At 54.7% G+C, this 19,188-nt stretch carries 18 protein-coding genes; 1 reads left to right on the plus strand and 17 read right to left on the minus strand.

Translation table 11 applies throughout. The annotated features are described in order from the left end of the window. Positions 1-7: 7 nt before the first annotated feature. From NST96_RS20920 to NST96_RS20995, 16 genes are all read right to left on the minus strand, one after another. Positions 8-1,606 carry a response regulator gene (locus NST96_RS20920; protein ID WP_031931871.1) on the minus strand — a complete coding sequence of 533 codons (1,599 nt, stop codon included), beginning with the start codon at positions 1,604-1,606 and terminating at the stop codon, positions 8-10. Next, complete coding sequence (locus NST96_RS20925; RefSeq protein ID WP_342404447.1) at positions 1,578-3,446, minus strand: sensor histidine kinase; 1,869 nt, start codon at positions 3,444-3,446, stop codon at positions 1,578-1,580. Before NST96_RS20925 ends, NST96_RS20920 begins: the two co-directional genes overlap by 29 nt. A 5-nt stretch (positions 3,447-3,451) precedes the next feature. Further along, positions 3,452-4,285 carry a carbohydrate ABC transporter permease gene (locus NST96_RS20930; protein WP_039070490.1) on the minus strand — a complete coding sequence of 278 codons (834 nt, stop codon included), beginning with the start codon at positions 4,283-4,285 and terminating at the stop codon, positions 3,452-3,454. Then, a complete protein-coding gene (locus NST96_RS20935) occupies positions 4,285-5,094 on the minus strand; it encodes a sugar ABC transporter permease (protein ID WP_340701491.1) in 810 nt (269 codons plus the stop codon). The genes NST96_RS20930 and NST96_RS20935 overlap by 1 nt, the downstream gene beginning before the upstream one ends. 182 nt (positions 5,095-5,276) lie before the next feature. Continuing rightward, positions 5,277-6,659 (minus strand): extracellular solute-binding protein, encoded by a 1,383-nt coding sequence (locus tag NST96_RS20940; RefSeq protein ID WP_342404451.1) that lies wholly within the window; start codon positions 6,657-6,659, stop codon positions 5,277-5,279. A 105-nt stretch (positions 6,660-6,764) separates the two neighbouring features. Beyond that, entirely contained in the window at positions 6,765-7,415 is a 651-nt protein-coding gene (locus NST96_RS20945; RefSeq protein WP_031931873.1) for a hypothetical protein, read from the minus strand. 385 nt (positions 7,416-7,800) lie between these two features. Continuing rightward, on the minus strand, positions 7,801-8,868 hold the full coding sequence (locus NST96_RS20950) for a nitronate monooxygenase (RefSeq protein ID WP_039070493.1): 1,068 nt from the start codon (positions 8,866-8,868) through the stop codon (positions 7,801-7,803). Positions 8,869-8,888: 20 nt separating this feature from the next. After that, positions 8,889-9,551, minus strand: coding sequence for a CoA pyrophosphatase (locus NST96_RS20955; RefSeq protein ID WP_342404455.1), 663 nt, complete (start codon positions 9,549-9,551; stop codon positions 8,889-8,891). Between the two features lie 125 nt (positions 9,552-9,676). After that, entirely contained in the window at positions 9,677-10,060 is a 384-nt protein-coding gene (locus NST96_RS20960) for a VOC family protein (protein ID WP_024983911.1), read from the minus strand. A gap of 91 nt (positions 10,061-10,151) precedes the next feature. Continuing rightward, complete coding sequence (locus NST96_RS20965) at positions 10,152-10,937, minus strand: DeoR/GlpR family DNA-binding transcription regulator (protein WP_024983910.1); 786 nt, start codon at positions 10,935-10,937, stop codon at positions 10,152-10,154. Positions 10,938-11,212: 275 nt separating this feature from the next. Continuing rightward, complete coding sequence (gene phnW / locus NST96_RS20970; protein WP_340701493.1) at positions 11,213-12,355, minus strand: 2-aminoethylphosphonate--pyruvate transaminase; 1,143 nt, start codon at positions 12,353-12,355, stop codon at positions 11,213-11,215. Next, positions 12,352-13,149: a phosphonoacetaldehyde hydrolase gene (gene phnX, locus NST96_RS20975; protein ID WP_340701494.1), complete on the minus strand. Its 798-nt coding sequence runs from the start codon at positions 13,147-13,149 to the stop codon at positions 12,352-12,354. The genes phnW and phnX overlap by 4 nt, the downstream gene beginning before the upstream one ends. Positions 13,150-13,249: 100 nt before the next feature. Then, positions 13,250-15,082 carry a putative 2-aminoethylphosphonate ABC transporter permease subunit gene (locus tag NST96_RS20980; protein WP_340701495.1) on the minus strand — a complete coding sequence of 611 codons (1,833 nt, stop codon included), beginning with the start codon at positions 15,080-15,082 and terminating at the stop codon, positions 13,250-13,252. 5 nt (positions 15,083-15,087) lie between these two features. Continuing rightward, on the minus strand, positions 15,088-16,137 hold the full coding sequence (locus NST96_RS20985) for an ATP-binding cassette domain-containing protein (RefSeq protein WP_340701496.1): 1,050 nt from the start codon (positions 16,135-16,137) through the stop codon (positions 15,088-15,090). Positions 16,138-16,150: 13 nt separating this feature from the next. After that, positions 16,151-17,239, minus strand: a complete 1,089-nt coding sequence (locus NST96_RS20990; RefSeq protein ID WP_342404462.1) for a putative 2-aminoethylphosphonate ABC transporter substrate-binding protein — start codon at positions 17,237-17,239, stop codon at positions 16,151-16,153. 270 nt (positions 17,240-17,509) lie between these two features. Then, positions 17,510-18,028 (minus strand): DJ-1/PfpI family protein, encoded by a 519-nt coding sequence (locus NST96_RS20995; RefSeq protein WP_003388924.1) that lies wholly within the window; start codon positions 18,026-18,028, stop codon positions 17,510-17,512. A 141-nt stretch (positions 18,029-18,169) separates the two neighbouring features. Between NST96_RS20995 and NST96_RS21000 the strand changes: the two genes are divergently transcribed. Further along, complete coding sequence (locus NST96_RS21000; protein ID WP_003388923.1) at positions 18,170-18,553, plus strand: helix-turn-helix domain-containing protein; 384 nt, start codon at positions 18,170-18,172, stop codon at positions 18,551-18,553. A gap of 80 nt (positions 18,554-18,633) precedes the next feature. On the opposite strand, the gene NST96_RS21005 is transcribed toward NST96_RS21000, so the two are convergent. Beyond that, entirely contained in the window at positions 18,634-19,107 is a 474-nt protein-coding gene (locus NST96_RS21005; RefSeq protein WP_003388922.1) for a DinB family protein, read from the minus strand. Positions 19,108-19,188: the final 81 nt, after the last annotated feature.

Consider the following 19,188-nt stretch of genomic DNA (forward strand, 5'->3'; position numbering starts at 1 on the left):
CACTCCCTCATTCTTTTTGTGCTGCCTGCTCGCGGTATTCCGACGGCGTAAGTCCGATGTTCCTTTGAAATACTTTGGAAAAATACCGCCGGTCCGGATAGCCCACTTCCCGGCTGATTTCATGAATGGTTTTTCCGCTCATGGACAGGAGAAAACGGGCACGCTCCATTCGCTGCTGTGTCAAATACTCGACAAAAGTGAGCCGCGTATGCTGCTTGAACAAAAGGCTGAAGTAGCTGGAGCTGATGCCGAGATGCCCGGCCACCTCTTCTACGCCCAAATCCCGGGTGAGGTGCTTTTGGATGTATTCCATCGCCCTGATCATCAGCACGTCGCCGGTCTTCTTTTTTACGCTTTCCCGGATGCTGTCCTCCAGGACCTGATGAATGACCTGCAAAAGCTCCCTGATCCCCTGCGCCCGCTCCAGCTTCATCCAGACCAGCTCCTCAAGCTGTCCGGTGATAATCTGCATGTCCTTCATCTCCCGCACCAGATGGAGCAGATAATAGCGCAGGATTTGCTCCGTCCGCGTCAGCGAATATCTGGACGTAGGCTGCAGGTCATCTCGCATGCGGGAAAGCGTCCGCTTGATCGAGGCCAGGTCATGCCGCTTCAAACCGGACAGCAGCTCTTCGAGAAGACTCCACCAGTTATACCCGGTGGCGCTTTCTTGCGATGTCTCCGGCTCTACAGCAAAAATCGCCTTCTCGTGACGTGCGAGATCGAAGTGAATCGCTTTTTTCACCTGCTGGTAGACAGCGGAAAGCTCCGGCACGGCAACAATTTCCGTATAGTAGCCGACGCTGATCGAGAAAGCGAGGTGTTGGGAGACGGCCTTTTGCAGGCGGCTTGCCCAGGAGCGTATCTCCGCTTCCTCCAGTGGACTTTCTCTCAACGCCAGCAAACACCATTCGCCCTCGCGCATTGTCAGGACCAAGGCACTCTCTTTTCCCACAACCGAGGAAAAGCTGTCGCGGAGCACGTTTTGCACGGAAAAATTCCACAGGTTGCGTTCCTCATGGCTCCAGTGACGAGCAAGCTGCGGGTAATCGTCCAGATCGGCGACGAACACTGCATATTTCTCCCCCCACGTCTGCGTTTTCCCCGTGATTGTGTAATGGCTATGCCCTGCCGCTTGCCCCATCAGCGCATCGAACAAGTACTTTTGCTTGGCCAGCTCGGTAAACTCCCGCCACACTTTTTCCTCCAGCAAGCGGGCCTGCTTGCGCTGGCGGATTTCCCCGCCTACCCTCTCGATCACCTCATGCAGCTCCTGATAGTTGATCGGTTTGACGATGTAGTCCTTGACACCGTAGCGGATCGCCGAGCGGGTGTACTCAAAATCGGTGAAGCCCGTCAGCATGATCACCTCGCACGCCTCTCCCGCGTCGCGAATTTCCTTGACCAAAGAGACTCCGTCCATGATCGGCATGCGAATGTCGGACAAAATCAGATCAGGCCGATGCTCCTGAAAGGCGGCCCATGCTTCGGCCCCGTTTTGCGCCAGGGAGACGACCTGCATATCCAGCATCTCCCACGGGATGACCATGTTCAAATTTTTCAGAATATGAATCTCATCATCCACCAGCATGACGTTCAGCCTCATGCAACTCCTCCTGACTGTACTTCGGAATCACGCACCGCACCGTCGTCCCTTCGCCCGGCATGCTGCACAGAAAGAGTCCGTACGCCCTTCCATAGGAAATCCGTATCCGGTCAGCGACGTTGGCCACGCCCAGGCCCCGGCGGTCCGAGCGTCCCTGCAAAGAGACATTTTCCGCGTTCCGGTCCCTCGCCAGACGGCCGTCTGTAGCCCCCTTTGCCTGCCCTTCCGCTTGCTTCCTCATGCCGGACTCAGCCAGCAGGGCCAGTTGGTCTGCGGTCATTCCCTTGCCGTTGTCGCGGACAGTGAGAACAATCGAGTCCTGTCTCTCTTCCGCTGTAATGGAGATGAATCCGGGCCGGCTGATTCCCTCGAAGCCGTGCTGGATGCTGTTTTCTACGAGCGGCTGCAGGGTTAGCTTGAGGATCGAGTACTCATACAAATGAACAGGTATCTGAATTTCGTAGGAGAACAGATTTTCAAACCGGAACGATTGAATTTCCAGATAGCTGCGCAAATGCTCCAGCTCGCGCCTGATCGGGATGTGCTCCCGGTCGCTGATGCTGATGCGGAGAATATTGCCCAGCCGGTAAATCATCTGGCTTACCCTGTGCCCTTCATTCTGGATCGCCAGTACATTGATCGACTCCAGCGTGTTAAACAGGAAATGCGGGTGAATCTGTGCCTGAAGCAGTGCAAGCTCCGCCCGCTTTTTTCGCTCCTGCTCCCGCTTCACCTCCTCCAGCAGATGCTGGATCGTTCCGACCATGCTGTTGAACCCTCCGGCCAGCCTCGTCAGCTCGTCGTCCCCGGACGGCTTTGCCCGAACGGTGAGGTCCCCCCGCTCGGCCCGCTTCATCAAACGCACGATCTGAATGATCGTCTGGGTGATTCTGTTGACGAACAGCATGTTGAAAAGGAGTGCGGCGATCAGGGAAAGCAGCAAGACCCCGCCGACCCAGCGGGCAATCGTCGTACTGTCGTGGGAGACAGTCGCCCACGAAGCGACGGAAACGAGGTACCATTCGCTCGCAGGCAGCTTGTAGACAGAAAAGAGGCTGTCCTCGTCCTGCAGCATGCCCCGATAGCTCTGATACTCCAGATCCGGCTGAAACGGAGCTGACCTCAAGAGGTTGGTGCCGCCCAGCTCCGTTCGCGAATCGTACAGAACCGTCCCCTGCTTGTTCGCGATCAGATAGCGGCCGTTCTGCCGATAGGACAGCGGCGTCTGGGAAAACATCCGGTGCAGCTCGTTTATTTTCACTTCCATCAGAAGAATGGCCCTGTCGTCAAAGTTGTTCATGTCCTTGACGAGACGCACCTGCGTAAATACCTTGTCGTTTGCGCTCAGATCAGGCTGTTCATACGGACCTATCCACACGGGGTGGCCGTTTTTCTCGATGACCTGCCCGACAATCGGATGATGGATAAATGTCTCGTACGGAATCGTCTGCCCCTGCGGGCGAAACGTTTTGAACATGCGCCCATCGAGCCGGTACAACGCTACGTACTGCACAGCCGGGTGGATGAAAAAAACGCGGCGCAGTGCCATCTCCGCCTCGTTCGTCTCCAGAAGCTCGTTGGCCTGCGAGGTTGAGTTGGCCGTGAGAAACGGCTGGAGGGCAGGGCTGGTGATCCCGGCATCGGAGACATTGCCAATCTCCGATAAAACGTACTGGAGATTTCTGCCCAAAGCCTTCAGCGTCTCTTCCGTATGCTCGCCGTAGCGCTGCTGAATGGCGTTTTGCGAGAGAACATACGTGACTGCCCCGAGCAGGCAGAGCGGGATGATGATAAATCCGATAAACGCGACAATCAATTTATGGCGCAGGTTACGCAGCATACGGCTTATCCTTTCACGCTGCCCGCCGTTACCCCCTCAATGATTTTTCGCTGCAAAAAGAGGTACACGATCACGACGGGCACGACACTGTACATGACCGCCGCGGACAGCAGCGCGTAGTTTGTCTGAAACGCATCCTTGAACACGGACATGCCGACAGGGAGGGTCCGCAGCGTTTCCTTGGAGAGAAACAGCAGTGCCATGATGAATTCGTTCCACACATTGATAAAGTTGAGAATAAATACGGTCACGATCGCCGGCATCGTCACCGGAAGGATGATCCGCACAAACAAGCCGAACGCGCCCAAGCCGTCTACAATCGCCGCTTCCTCCAGCTCCCTCGGGATGGCCTTCATAAAAGCCGACAGGATAAAGATCGTGACGGGCAGAGCGAATGTGGCGTTGATCAAAATCAGGGACAAGTGCGTGTCGATCAGCTTCATCTCCTGCAGCAGCCGGTAGAGCGGGATGAGCAGCGCCCCGCCCGGAACGACCAGACCGAGCAGAAAAAACTGATAGACCCATCTGCTCAACCGGGGGAAATTCATCCGCGTGATGGCAAACGCCGCCGCCGAGCCGATGATGACGATCAAGATGCAGGAGACTGTGCTGATGTAGAGACTGTTGAAGAAATACGTGCTCACTTTCGCCGTCTTCCACGCTTCCACGTAGTTTTGCCACTGAAAGCTCGACGGCAGTCCCCAGGGGCTTTCTGTAATTTCCCGCTGCGTCTTCAATGACGAGATCGCCAGCCAGACGAGCGGATACAAGGTGACGAGGACGTATACAGTCAAAAGCATGTGGGGAATGACATTCCGGCGGTACAGCCAGGTGCGCATCAGAGCTCCACCTCCTGCTCTTTTTTGTTGGCCCGCTGGATGATCCAGGCAAACAGCAGCGTGAGCAGAAAGATCACGACGGCAATCGCGCTTCCATAGCCGTATTCGTATTCGCGGAATGCCTTCGTGACCATGTAGGTGGCGAGCACATCGGTCGTCTGGAACGGTCCGCCTTCTGTCATCACCATGATGATGTCGAGCGCCTTCATCGAGCCGGAAACATTGAGCAAGAAGATGACCACCAGGACGGGCCGGATCAGCGGCAGCGTGATAAACCACGTTTTTTGCCAGGCATTGGCCCCGTCAATCTCCGCCGCCTCCGTCAGCTCACGCGGCACTCCCAGTATCGCCGCCAGCACCAGCACGACGTAAAAACCGGTCCATTGCCAGGCATTGGCGACCAAAACGCTGATCATCGCCCACTTGGGATCCGACAGCCAATACTGGGTCAGGGAGTCGAGCTTCAGCAGGCGCAGAAAATTGTTCAGCAGCCCTGCGTCCGGATGGTAAATGTAAAGCCACAGGACCCCTACCACCGCCGTGGAGAGGACGGTCGGGAGAAAGACGCCGGTACGGTAAAAGGTTTGAAACCGTCTCACCTGGCTCAAGAGCAGAGCGACAGCCACGATGATCGGCATGGAGATGAAGGTGCTGAACAGGATGAAAGACACGTTGTTGTAAAAGGAGCGTCGAAATACTTCATCTTCGAGCAGCCCGGCGAAGTTGTCCAGTCCGACAAAGGTCATCTCCGTCACGCCGTCCCATTGGAAAAAGGCGTAATAGAGAGACTGTACCAGCGGAATTCCCATAAATATAACGTACAACCCAATTGCTGGTAGCAAAAACATAAGAAAAAGCCACGGCCTTGTCAACACGTTGTTCATTTTATGCCTCCATATTCACCAGTAAGCATGATCGGGTAAGAGAGGGAGCCACTTGACTGGGCGAAGTGGCTCCTCTTTTCATGCTGCTTTATGGCCTTTTGGAATGCTTATTTGCTCTGATTGGCCTTGTCCTGCTCTTTTTGCAGGCGCTCTGCTACCTGCTCCGGCGTTTTCACCTTGCCGATCAGCTCCTGCAGGGAATTTTCCACGGCAAGCTTGACCGGCGGCTGCACGACAGCATCATACGCTCTCCAGGTGCTGCTGGCGTTGTTGATCGTCTGGATGACCTCGGTAATCAATGGATCGGCACCGGACAGATCGCTCAGCTTCATCGACGGGAGCACCCGATCCTCGACCAGCATCCGTTTTTGCACCTCTTCGTTGAAATGCTCCTTGATAAAGGCATAGACCATCTGTTTTTGCTCCTCGGTCAGGTCTTTGGAGAAGCCGAAGCCGTTGGAGTAACCAGCGTTGATCGAGGTCTGGTCGCCCTTTCCTCCGCTGACCGCCGGGAAGGGGAAGAAACCGATCTGCCCTTTCAGATCGCCCGCCTCGTCGCCGCTGTAGCGAGTGGCATCCCAGCTTCCGGTGAAGACCATGCCGGCCTCTCCGCGCAGGAACTGGGCTCCCTGATCGGAGTATGGCAAGCCGAGCGCCCCTTTGGTAAAGTAGTCGGCATTCACCAGGGAGGCATAGTCGGAAAGTGCCTTCACCATTTCCGGATCAGTCCACTTGTGGGTGCCGCTGACCAGCCCTTCGATGGCCGGCATCCCGGCATTTCGTTCCAATATCGTGTTGAACAGCATCGCGTTGACCCAGCCGTCCTTGGCCGCCAGGGCAAGCGGCACTTTTCCCGCTGCCTTCAGCTTTTCATTTACAGCGATAAATTCATCCCATGTCTTCGGGACGCTGAGACCCAGCTCGGCAAACAGCTTTTTGTTGTAGAAAAATCCTTCGGCGTACCCGCCTATCGGCAGACCGTAGATGCGGCCGTCGACCGTGAACTCTTCGAGGTTGACAAACTTGTCTTTCAAGCCCGATTCGACCAGAAAGTCAGTCAAATCAAGCAGTCTTCCTGCCTTGACGTACAGCTTCGTATCGGCTCCGCCAAACATCTCGAAGATTTTCGGCGGATTCCCTGCCGCCATCTCCGCCTTCAGCTTTTGATCGCGGTTGACGTTTTCATCCATGCCTTCCAGCTCGATTTTCAGACCCGGATTTTTTTCTTCTGTCTTTTTGACGACATCTTCCAGAATCTTCAGTCTTGTTTTGCTGGTCTCCTTGATTTGCGTATGTCTGAGCGAAAGGGTGACTTCCTTTTTGACAGCGCTTCCAGAATTGTCGGCAGGTGTCGTCGAACCTGCCGGCGCCTGCGGCTGTGTGCTTGTGCTGGCACCGCCGCCGCTGCTACAGGCGGCGACGACCAGCATCGATGACATCAACAACAGGGCTCCCGCCTGTTTCCATGCATGTTTCATTGCCTGTTTCACTTCAGACCCCCCTTTTTTCCTGATTTTGCCTTTGTACGATCATTATAGATTTGAAAATTTTTGGCAGGTAGGTCGAAATTTCTTTACAAACAGGGGGAAAAAACTCTACGGCGCTGGTGTTTCCTCAGACCCGGCCGACATGAAAACGAGCAATGCCCATTTCGCATTTTTTAATGATTCCGGTGTAAAATCAACGGTCTTGATGACTTGTTCATCAGTCGCCTGCATGCCCCATACCGCGGCACGCTCGCCTTCCTGCAAATTCAGCTCTTCTGCCAGCTCGATCGGACTGCTGGCGACCTGCTTGGCATCCACGACCCAATCAAGCTGACTGCTGGTTGAGCCGTTTTTATCGGTGAGGGCAACCGTGATTTCATAATGCGTCTTGTTCGGGTCCTCTCCCTGGCTGCCCTTTACGGAAAAGATCGCTTCCCCGTCAAAGCTGTATTGCTCTTCTTTGCCCTCTTTTCCATCTTTGTCCCTGATGCTTTCCCCAAGCTCTCCGAGGGTCTGCGTCTTTTTGCCGTATTCCCATACTTCCAGCGTAGTTTTGATCTCGTTGCTCTTTCCGCGATATTTTACTTGAACCGCGCCGGACATCAGTCCCAAGAACGGTTTGAATTTTTGCGCATCGCCTGCAAATAAATCGACCGGCTTCACTTGCATGGCTGCCTCCGGTGCCTTCTCTACCGGCGTGCAAGCCGCTGCCGAAACGGCCAATCCAGCTACAAGAATAAGTCCGAGCCATTTTTTCATCGACTTTGTCTCCTTTGTCTCCCGTAAATCTGTCCACAAGAACGAATCCATTGTAACCAATAACCATCCGCGAAACAATTGACCGATGGCTGAGAGTATGCCGGATTTGCCGGCAGGGAATTAGAAAACTTGGCTACGCCAAGCTTTTTGGCGTGGTCTTAGTTGCACTTATACTTTCACCCTCTATCGCGTTAGCGAAATTAGACTTTTACAAAGTAGAAAAAAGCTTCGCCTGGTCAATCGGCGAAGCCATTCGTGTATTCGTTGTCCGATAAATCCTTGCCCGATAGGTCCAACAGTGAGAACCCGAGAGACTTTCGGGACACCGGCCACCATCCTTACAATTTTGCATCCGCCGCCGGCTGACAGCTCAAAAAAGGGTGGCTCACCGCTTCCCCAACAATTCTTCCGTCTCTTCCACCAGCTTGCGCACCAGCTCTTCCGCACTCATCGCTCTGCCCAGCGCCCCGGCCTGCCCGGCCCACATCGAGAGAAATTCGCTTCTCTCCTGCTTGGATGCCGCTTGGCGGATATCGCGGGTCAAAGCGTTTTGCACCGGATACGCCGGGATTTCTTCCGTGTACGGGGCGAGCAGCTGCATGAACTCATTGGTTACGCCGCGGGCCGCCTTTCCGGAAAAGGCCATGGTCAGGACCGTTGCCTCGTCACTGGCCGACAGCACCGCCTGCTTGTGCAAGCGATGGGCGCCGCTCTCTTCCGTCAACAGAAACGCTGTTCCCAGTTGGGCGGCCTGCGCTCCCAGCATGAAGGCAGCGGCGATTCCTCTGCCGTCCATAATGCCGCCAGCGGCAATGACCGGAATGGAAAGCCGGTCTGCCATTTGCGGAACCAACGCCATCAATCCGACGAGATTGTCCGGCGAATCCGGCAAAAACGAGCCGCGGTGCCCGCCTGCTTCGCTTCCCTGGGCAACCACCATGTCCACGCCGCTCGCTTCCAGGGCCACGCCCTCCCGTACTGTCGTGGCTGTGCCGATGACGACGATTCCGCGCTGCTTGCACGCAGCCATCCATCTTTTGTCCAAAAGGCCAAAGGTAAAGCTGAACACAGGCACCCGCTCTTCCAGCACAGCGGCCATCTGCTCTTCAAACGGCTCTGCTACCTTTCCCAGCTCCGGGTCCTCGGGGATGCCCAGACGGCGCCTCGTTTCATTCATAATCTGCCGGACTGCTTCGCCCGGGACTGTTTTGCCTGTCTCTTCTTCCGGAATGAACAGATTGACGCCAAATGGCTTGTCGGTCAGTTCGCGAATGGCCCGAATCGCTGTGCGAATCTGCTCGCCGCTCATATAGCCCGCTCCCAGCGTGCCCAGTCCGCCAGCCTGAGAGACGGCTGCAACCAGCTGCGGAGTCGTCGTTCCTCCCGCCATCCCCGCCTGGATGATCGGCAGTTTGATTCCGAGTTTGCTTGTCACTTCGTTGCCGGTCCACATACATGCTCGCTCCTCTCTGGTCATTCCAGCTCTTTTGCCCGTCGCAGCAAATCGATAAAATGAGTCAGAATCCGTGCTGTCATCCCCCACACGACCCGTCCCTTAAGCTGGTAGAAGTAGTGGGATACAGAGCCAAACCGCCACGGGTAGTCTTCTCCGCCCGGTATGAGGTGGTAGGGGTAATCCGGGCCAGGCTCGACCCGTATTTTCGCCTGGTAGATATCAGGGCTTGTTGCAAGCAATTCTGCCAGCGGCACCAAAAACACTTCGCCTACTTCCGCAGGATTCGGATGCAGCTCCTCAAGGGAATCCAGAAATCCAACGAAGGGGTATATACAGGATGCAGGGGTGACCAGCGTATCGAGCATGCCGACGAAATGAATTTGTTCCAGAGGCAATCCCAGCTCCTCGCTCGTCTCCCTGCGTGCGGCATCCCACTCGGACGCATCCTCCGGGTCGATCCGGCCGCCGGGAAAGCAGATTTCCCCGGCTTGTCTGCGCATCGTTGCAGCCCGTTTTTCAAACAGCACACACAATTGCCCATCTTCCCCTCTGACCAGCGGGACCAGTACGCCGAAACGGGAGAAATCCTGTTCTCCCATAATTCCCGGCCTGTGCTTGCCCAGTACCGCTTCCACTTCGGCAATCGTTTTGTCCATATTCCTGTTTGTTCCGTCCGCCATTTGATTCAAGCCTCCATTTCATGCAGCCTGAAAAACATGGGTAATAGAGCTGGGACGATCATACTCCACCCCGGTTACAAGCCGTTCCTTTCTGTCTGTCCTGCTGTGATCGTAATGACCTGCAGCTAGGCCTCTATGTAAACCGATATTTCAATTAAATTTTGATCGGGATCGCGCAAATAGACCGAGCGGATCTTCCCGACAGCACCCGTTCTGTCTACCGGCCCTTCCAATATCGGGACTCCGCACGTCTCCAGATGTGCCATGACCTGCTCCAGCGGAACAGAAGCGATCAAACAAAGATCGGCAGAACCCGGAACAGCTTTGTTGGCCTTGGGCTCAAACTCTTGCCCGGCTTGATGCAGATTTATTTTTTGCCGTCCAAACTGCAACGCAAACCTCCCACCGCCAAACGTCACAACCGTCATGCCCAGCACCTTTTCATAAAATGCACAGGTTGCCTCTACATCTGCTACGGTAAGCACAAGATGGTCCAGTCTGTCTATCATCTCTCTTCCTCCCATCGCGGTTCGTGGCCCAAAGAAAAAGACGAAGTCTCCTAGTTTCAGGATACCACGTCTCTTTGATTTCGTTTACCTGTTATTCCGCTTTTATCCATGCTACACGGTTCATCTCAAGGTCGGACAGCCATTCCTCCGGCGCCGCTTCATCACAGATCACCATGTCGATCGCAGACAGATCGGACACCTGGCACAGGGTGCTCGTACCGATTTTGGAATGGTCGGCCATGACGATCACTTCACTGGCATGCTCGATATACCGCTTGGCAAGCAAAGCCCTCTCCAGCTCGTAGCAGGTGATCCCCCTGTCCATCATGATGCCGTCAACGGACAAAAAGGCTTTGTCCACGTAGAAATTGCTCATCATGCTCTCGGCGAAGGGGCCCGCAACGCGGTGGTGCTTGGCGTTCACTTTGCCTCCGAGAAAAAACAGCTCGGCGGACAGAAGTCCCTGATTTTGATAGCTTACGAGCATGGAAAGAGCAGTGACCGAGCTGGTGATAATGACCAGCTCCTTTCTATCCACGAGGAATTCGATCATCTGCAATGGCGTCGTTCCTTCATCGATAATGATCGTATCCTGATCCTGCACCAGAGCTGCCGCCGCTCGTCCGATCCGCTTCTTTTCCTCGGCTCTGAGCACCTCTCGCGACAGATGGGAAGGCTCAGCCCTCTCCTGCCGCAGCTTCACTGCCCCTCCGTACACGCGCTTCAGCTTCTTTTCCGCCTCCAGCTCTTCCAGATAGCGACGGATGGACTCCGAAGACACCTGCAGCGCCTCCACCAAATCATTGGTGCGCACCTTGCCCTGTGCATCCAGCAGCTGAAGTATGATTTTTTTCCGTTCTTCTCCGTTCAACGACACGCCGTTACGCCCCCTGCCCCGCTCTACCATTTATCCGGAAATTCTTTTTGTATGTTGTCCCGTTCTATCAGATTCTGCGAGACAAGCCAGCACAGCCTTTCTCCGTCCTTGGCCCTCTCGCGATTGAATCGTACCCGTTCAGTTCCATTTTTCCCCTCTCTGAGAATTGTAGAGGAATTGGGCGATACAATCAAGGATTCCTGGCCCTGTCCCGCCGATTTCCTGCGGCCTCGCCAAGTCATTGCCTTATTGCGGCCACGGCCGCCTCTCTCTTCTTACCGCCAATACATACTGGCTTTAACAGCCTGGACCAATCTGTCGATGTCTTCGGCGTACACTTCTCCGATATTCCCGATGCGGAAGGTCTCCGCCTGCGAAATTTTCCCCGGATAGATGACAAACCCGGCCTGTTTCAAGCGTTCGTAAAACGTTTCAAAGCGGAACTCCGGGTGATCGGGATAGCGAAACGAGGTGATGATCGGCGACTGCCAGCGAGCCGGAAGCAGACAGGAAAAGCCGAGGCCTTCCATTCCTTCAACGAGCAGGCGCTGGTTGTCCGCATAGCGCTTGTTTCTCGCTCCGACGCCGCCCTCTTCCTCCAGCTCCACGAGTGCCTGATAAAAAGCCCGAACGGTGTGGGTCGGAGAGGTATATCGCCACTTTCCGCCGTGCTTCTCCATCGTTTCCCACTGGTCGTACAGATCGAGCGAGAGGGAGCGTGCCTGTCCTTTGCACGCCTCTAGCGACGCCGTTTTGGCGATGACAAAGCCAAAGCCGGGGACGCCCTGGATGCACTTGTTGGCGCTGCTGACGAGAAAATCAGCCCCCAGCTCTGCCGCGTCGAGAGGTATCCCGCCGAAGCTGCTCATCGCATCGACGATCAGGATCTTGTTGAAACGCTTCACGATATGTGCAATTTGTTCAAGCGGATTGAGCATCCCCGTCGTCGTCTCGCAATGAACGACGGCTACATGCGTAATCGCCGTATCTTGTTCCAGCTTTTCCGCGAGGCTGTCCGGGTTCACCGGCTCCATTTCCCCGAAGGCCATCCTCGCCATCGGAATCCCGTGCACGTTTGCGATTTTGGCGATGCGGTCTCCGTAGGCGCCATTGGTCAATACAAGCAGCTTGCCGTCCTTTGGCACAGCCGAGCTGATCACCGCTTCCACGCAAAAGGTTCCGCTGCCCTGCATCAGGACTGACGTGTAGTCGTCCGGCTTCGCGGCAGCCAGTGAAACAAGCCTGCGGCGAATGCTTTGGACCAATTGGTTGTAATCGTCGTCCCAGGTGCACCAGTCGCGGAGCATGGCGGCACGTACGCTTGGCGTGGTGGACAGCGGTCCCGGCGTCAGCAGCAGGTATGGATTATCCGGTCCGCTTTCTGTTTTGGCGAGCAGTTTGCTTTTCTTGGCTGTCATGGCTTTTCACCACGCGCCAGACGATCTTCGATTTCATCCAGCACCTCGTCCAATTTGCCGATTTCATCAATGATGAAGTGTGCACCCGCCTGTCTGAATCGCTCTGCTGCTTCCGCGGCTTTTTGTGCAAGCAAGACCGGATCGGCTTCTGCCACCTGTTCACGCGACCAGCCCAGCTCGCTCCCGCCTTTCACGACTCCGACCGTCCACATGCCGGCATTTTTGCCCTCCCGTATATCGCTTACGGTGTCACCTACCTTTACCATTGCGCTCATCGGATAGACTCCCAGCAGCTTTGCATTTTCATAACACATCCATGGCTCCGGCCGGCCGGCGGGCACTTCGTCGGAAGCGACAATCGCATCTGGCGCATATCCGCGCTCCCGGGCTGCTTCTGCCACAATCTTCATCATTTCGGCGGTATAACCGGTCGTTGAGCCTATCTTCAAGCCGCGCTCGCCCAGCCGCTCTGCCAATTCCACCGCTCCCGGGACCGGCAGCGCATACTTTTCCAAGACGGTAACCATCATCGGCTCAAACTCTGCATACAGAGCGTCCACATCCGTCTCGTCCGGCTTCTTGCCGTAGAGCTTTTCCCACTGGGTGCAAATCCGCTCCATCCGGCAGATCGCCCGGATGTGATCGCGCTTCAGCAAGCCCATTGGCACGCGGGCCTCCTCCGGCGTGACATCGATCCCCCGTCGCTTGAATACCTCGATAAATACGGCGAGCGGTGCAAAACAACCGTAGTCAATCATTGTTCCCGCCCAATCAAACACAACTGCTTTCAACACATGTTCACCAGCTTTCTCGCGTTATCTCGTACATATAAGTCCTGTCAACCGAACGGCGCTGCTGGATGCAATGCCTTTGTGGACAGCATGTTTTTACACGTTATCTTTCCTGCCATTTGTTTGTCCGCTTTTTCAAAAGAAACGAAATCCACTCTGCGCAGCCGCGGGCAATGATATTGATCACGACGATCAGAACGGACATGGCCGCAGCCGGGGCAACGTCTCCGGCATCGTCCATATTGACGATCGCCACGGAGGCCAGCTTGAAGTCTGCCGCGTAGAGGAAGACCACCGCCGAGATCGTGACCATCGCATTTATAAAAAAGTAGACAGCCATCTCGATGATAGCGGGCAGGCACAGCGGCACAGTGACTCGCCAAAATGTTTTGTACTGGGGAATTCCCATCGATTCCGCAGCCGCTTCAAATTCCGGGTCCAGCTTTTTCAGTGCAGTCGTGGCCGTAATGAAGGCCACGGAGAAAAAGTGAACGACATTGGCCAGCACCAGTATCCAGATCGTTCCGTACATACTGTGCAAAGGATTCGCCGGATTGTTGAAAAAGAAAATGTACGCAAGCCCAATGACCAGGCCCGGCAAAGCGAGCGGCAGCACGGACAAAAAGTAGCCTGCCTGGCGAAGCCCGTTCCATACCTGCATTTTCTCCAGGACGTAAGCCGCGACAAAGGTGAAGACTGTCCCGATCCAGGCCGTCCAGAGGGCGATTTTCACACTGTTGTACAAAGTTTCCATCCCCGCTCCCGCTGCCTGCGAGAAGTCGTAATGGCCGAGAGTAAAGGTCAGGTTATACGGCCATACCTTGATAAACGACGCCAGGACGACCGCTCCCATCAAGAGCAGCAGCAGACTGGTGACTCCCAGGCAATAGAGAAAGAATAGCGTGTCACGAAGCTTGTTTTCCTTGATCTGATAGGGCAGCGACTTGGACGTGACAGCAGCGTTTTGCTTTCGCTGCACGATCCGGTCCACGACAAAGGCCAGCAGGGCAGGCGCGATCAACAAAAGGCCGACGGTCGCTCCCATCGTCATGTTTTGCTGGCCGATCACCTGTTTGTACACATCTGTCGCCAATACGGAATACTGCCCGCCTACGACTTTGGGCGCCCCAAAATCGGTGAATGACAGTGTAAACGAAACAAAAGCCGAGCTGATCAAGCCGTATTTGACGCCGGGGATGGTAACTGTCCAAAACTTTCGCCAGCCTCGCGCTCCGAGGGTATCGGCCGCCTCGTACAGGCGGTAGTCGGCAAAGGCCAGCGAGACGGCCAAAATCAGGTAGGCTTGCGGAAACACGTAGACGATTTCCGCGAGCACGATCCCGGTGGCACCGTACAGCTCCATATCCCAGGAAAACGGCAGCAGCCCGAAAATTCCGGTCGTGATCAACCCTTGATTGCCAAAGAGATAGGTAAGCCCGATCCCGTGCATCATCGTCGGGGCAAACAGCGGCAAGAGAGCAATGGAACGAAACCACGCCTTGCCCTTCATCCTGGTGCGTGTCAAGGCGTAGGCAAACAAAAAAGCGAGCGCAACCGCCAAAATCGTCGTCATGCATGAGATGTACAGCGTATTGGTAAAAGACTGGACGAGCGACGGCGTGGAAAAATAGGCGATGAAATTGGAAAGGCCTGCAAAGCGTCCCTGTTCGTCCCAAAAGGCTCGGACAAACAATGTCAGCAAGGGCCACAGCACAACGACCCCCAGGACCATAACGAGCAAGGCAAGGACGCCCTTTTGCCAGGCTTTGTCGATCCCGCCCCTCTTTATCGCTTTCCCCTGGCTCCCCGCATCGAAGATCGTTTCCTTGCTGGCGCTATTGCGGGCGCTGCTGTCCACATCCATGCGCAGGTCTTCACGGGTCCCCTCCTGCTTGGCCTTGTCCGCTTCCCTTTTTGCGTGCAGCCATATCCCCATTTTCCTCACCCTGCGCCCTTCCAAGCGTCCCGTTCAAATACCAGCAGCTTTTCCAGGGGAAGCTCCAGCAGTACCTTTTGATCACGCTTTACTCTCATTCGCTGCGCCGATGCGGCAGGCAAATCAATCGTCAGGCGAAGAGGAATTGTTGCTTCCTGCTCATCCTGCACTTGCAAAAACAAGCGGTAAAACGAACCGCGGAACTCTACGCTTTCGACGACGGCAGGGATACCGCACTCCGTCTCGTGATCCAGCAGACGAACATGCTCGGGACGAATCGCCAAAAGCGCGTTTGCATCCGGGAGATGACCGACAAAACGGGTTCCCTCAAAAAAGTTGATCGCTCCGATGAAATCGGCGACAAACGGGCTGCCCGGCCGATTGTACACATCTTCCGGCGTCCCGATCTGAACCACCTCCCCGTGGTCCATCACGACAATTTTATCGGCCATGGTCAAAGCTTCATCCTGATCGTGGGTAACCATGATCGTAGTCATGCCTGTTTCTTCATGAAGACGCCGAATCTCGCGGCGGAGCTTTTGACGGACCTTGGCGTCCAGCGCGGACAACGGCTCGTCCAGCAGCAGGACGTCGGGCGCGAGCGCAATGGCCCGCGCTAAAGCCACTCGCTGCTGCTGACCGCCGGAGAGCTGGGCCGGATATTTGTCTGCCGCCTGCTCCAGATCGACCATCGCCAGTACCTCCGCCACCTTTTCCTTGATAGCGGTCCGCGGCCACTTTTTCTCCCGCAAGCCAAAAGCGATGTTCTCGGCAACGGTCAGGTTCGGGAACAAGGCATAGGATTGAAACATCATCGCGATTCCCCGCTCCGCAGGGGGGCGGGTGGTAATATCTTGTCCGTGCAGTACGATGCGGCCTGTCGTCGGCTGCTCCAGTCCGGCCAGAATCCGAAGCAGCGTTGATTTTCCGCAGCCGCTGGGGCCGAGCAGGCAAATAAATTCGTGCTGGCTGATGGCAAAGGAAACATGCTCGAGCGCGGTGTACAATCCAAAACGCTTGCTCACGCCCTGGATGGATAAATAGGATTGTGTCATGTTCGCACTCCTCTTAGTTCGCAGGCTCGCTTTTTTGGTTGAAACGCTTCTCCCACTCAGCCAGCACCTTGTCGCGGTTCTCAGCCGATTTTTTCAGGTCGTTTTTGATCAATTGCTGCAGCGGATCGACCGTATAGCCCTCCGGAATCTGGCTGCTTGCCCCTTTGACGCTGACGATGGCAAAGTTCTTGTTGTACTCCTTCATCGCTTCATCAGAAATCGCCCAGTCCAGAAATTGCTTTGCTGCCGGTTTGATCGTTTGCTTTTTCACCAGGGCGTTTGCTTCCACATCCCAGCCCGAGCCCTCTTTCGGGAAGACGACTTCGACCGGCGCTCCCTTTTGCTTTTCGGTAATGGAGCGGTAGCCAAACGAAATGCCGATCGGGTACTCGCCGGAAGCAGCCATTTTTGCCGGCTTGGAGCCGGAGTGGGTATAGACAGCCATGTTTTCATGCAATTTGTCCAGATAGGCCCAGCCTTCTTCCTCGCCCTTCAATTGGAGCAAAGCGGAAACAGTCAGGTAGCCGGTGCCCGACGATGCCGGATTGGGCATGACGATCATTCCCTTGTACTCCGGCCTGATCAGGTCTTCGTAGGACTGCGGAATGGGGAGGTTCTTCTTCGCCAGCTCAACCGTATTCACAGCAAACGCAGTCTCCCAGGCATCTATGCCTACCCAATGGGCCGGCTCCTGCGTGTCTTTGAACTCGGGAGCGACCCGCTCGATTCCTTTCGGCGAGTACCCTTCCAGCATGCCATGCTGATCCAGCACCAGCAGACTGGTAGCCGCTACTCCCCAGATCACGTCAGCCTGCGGATTGTCTTTTTCCGCCAGGAGCTTGGCGGTAATTACGCCGGTAGAATCGCGGGCGATATTGATTTTTGTCTCCGGGTGCTTCTGCTTGAAGGATTCCAGATACGACTTGATCTGGTCATCTTCTAACGCCGTGTAGACGGTGAGCTCGGATGAGCCTGATGCTGCACCTCCTGCAGAGACTGTGGATTGCTGTGATTGTGTTTGTGTCCCTGAAGCCTGTCCGCAACCTGCGGCGACAGGAAGCAGCAACAAGGACGCAAGCAAAGGATGGAACCAACGCTTCATATGAACCTCTCCCTCTCTTTTCAGAACCTTTCATCACCTCTCATGATACGGGCTGTTTGTAAATCACGTGTGAATCAAGTATTAAGAAATTGTTTTTACTTTGTTTTTGTTGTTTTTTATTGTAACTTAGTTGACCAATTAAAGAAAGACCAGCCCCAAACATGCACAAACATGTTTGAAGCTGGCCGATAGCTTGCTGCCTTATCTGGTTTTCGGGAGACAGTCTTTACGTTTTTAACCGGATTTCGACACAAACCTGGACTAGCCAGCTTAGGCCAATGCTTTCACCAGGCTTTGTCCAAATTCCACAGCTCCGTCTGGACCGTCGCTCGTAATCACGTCTTTGTGTGCCACAACGTGCTCGGCTACGTACTCTACGTTGTTTGCAGCCAGCTCGGAGATCATCACGTCAACAGGGTAGCACGTACCTTTGCGCCCGGAAAGCAAGCCTGTCTTTGCGACCACTACCGAACCTGCGCAGATGCCGGAAACGAGAATGTTCTGGTCATACGCTTGTTTCAAATAGCTGATCAGCTCCTGGTTTCCCCACAGATGGTCGATGGTTCCGGAACCGCCAATCACCGCTACGACATCATAGTCGCTTGCCGACACTTCCGAGAAGATGACCTCGGCTTCCGCTTTTCCCGCGTTGTCTCCTGTGATCACACCCGTTTTTGTACTGGCAACGGTCACTTCGATACCGGCTTTTTGCAGTTCTTCTTTCGGTCTGAACAGCTCATCCTCGTTGAAACGGTCTGGTGGTATGATAAGCAATGCTTTTTTCGCCATGATATAATGTCCTCCTTGATCGTGAACAAGTGTTCAAAAGATACTCTCATCCTATCGTCATTTACCCATGGCGGGAAGCATGCACTTTTTTGTTCGATGGTTACAAAAATGTTACTATTGGAGAAGGAGGCGTAGGAAGCGATGTCAGACAAATTGCGAAAAGAAATTCAGGAAAAGCTCAAAAATGGCGATTTCAATTGTGAAAAGGAGCTTACACTGTCCATCATCAGCGGAAAATGGAAGGTCGTCATTTTGTGGCACTTGGGTGTTGAGGGGCCGCATCGGTTTAGCGACCTCCAGAGGCTGTTTCCGAAAATATCCCATAAAATGTTGACCAATCAACTCCGCGAGCTGATGGAAGACGGGATCGTTCATAGAGAGGTTTACCCGGAAGTTCCCCCGAAGGTCGAGTACTCCATGACTGAGCTCGGCATGACGCTGCTGCCGATCGTCGAGATGATGTATGAATGGGGAAAAAAGCGGATGGCGGATTTAAAGCAACAGATCCATGCTTCCGAGGTCTAGGCAACACGTCCATTCGTTATAGAAGCATATGAACATGACATGGAAAAACGCTTGGAGACCATCCAAGCGTTTTCTTGCGTTTATTTCCCGTATTGCACGACTTTCAGCAAGCTGGAAATGGTTGAGGAATGCATCGCTTCATGGACGATGGCAAAGTTCACGACCTCGCCGACTGTCGTAAAACGGAGCGGTCCCATTTCCACCGGCGACTTCAGCGGTTCCTCGAGCTTGCCGGGGGCTATCTCTGCGATGCGGGCAAGCTGCTCGGACAAGTGCTCGACAAGCTCTTCTTTTGTTGGAGGCTCAGCGGTCCAATCGGACGGCTTCGTCCCCGTATTGAACAAGGCAGCATACGACTCCGGAAGGCGCGAGGTGTCCGGGAAGCCCAGGGAGAGAAAGGATTCCAGGCAAAAGACGATATGGCCGACATTCCATCTGATCGTATTGGTAAACTGTGGAGGTTGAGCATCGAACAGCTCCTCGGGGATGGATTGAACCTGGTGCAGGACGATTTGCCGAACAGATTTTGCGGTGTTGACAATGTTTTGAGACATAAGACCATTCCTCCATTCATTCTCCGTTATTGACTGTGTGCTTCCTGTCAAAACAACTGTACCCTTTTCAAAAAAACTCTA

Origin of the sequence: Brevibacillus sp. FSL K6-2834, assembly GCF_038592925.1 — a bacterium.
GTDB classification, from domain to species: Bacteria; Bacillota; Bacilli; order Brevibacillales; family Brevibacillaceae; genus Brevibacillus; species Brevibacillus borstelensis.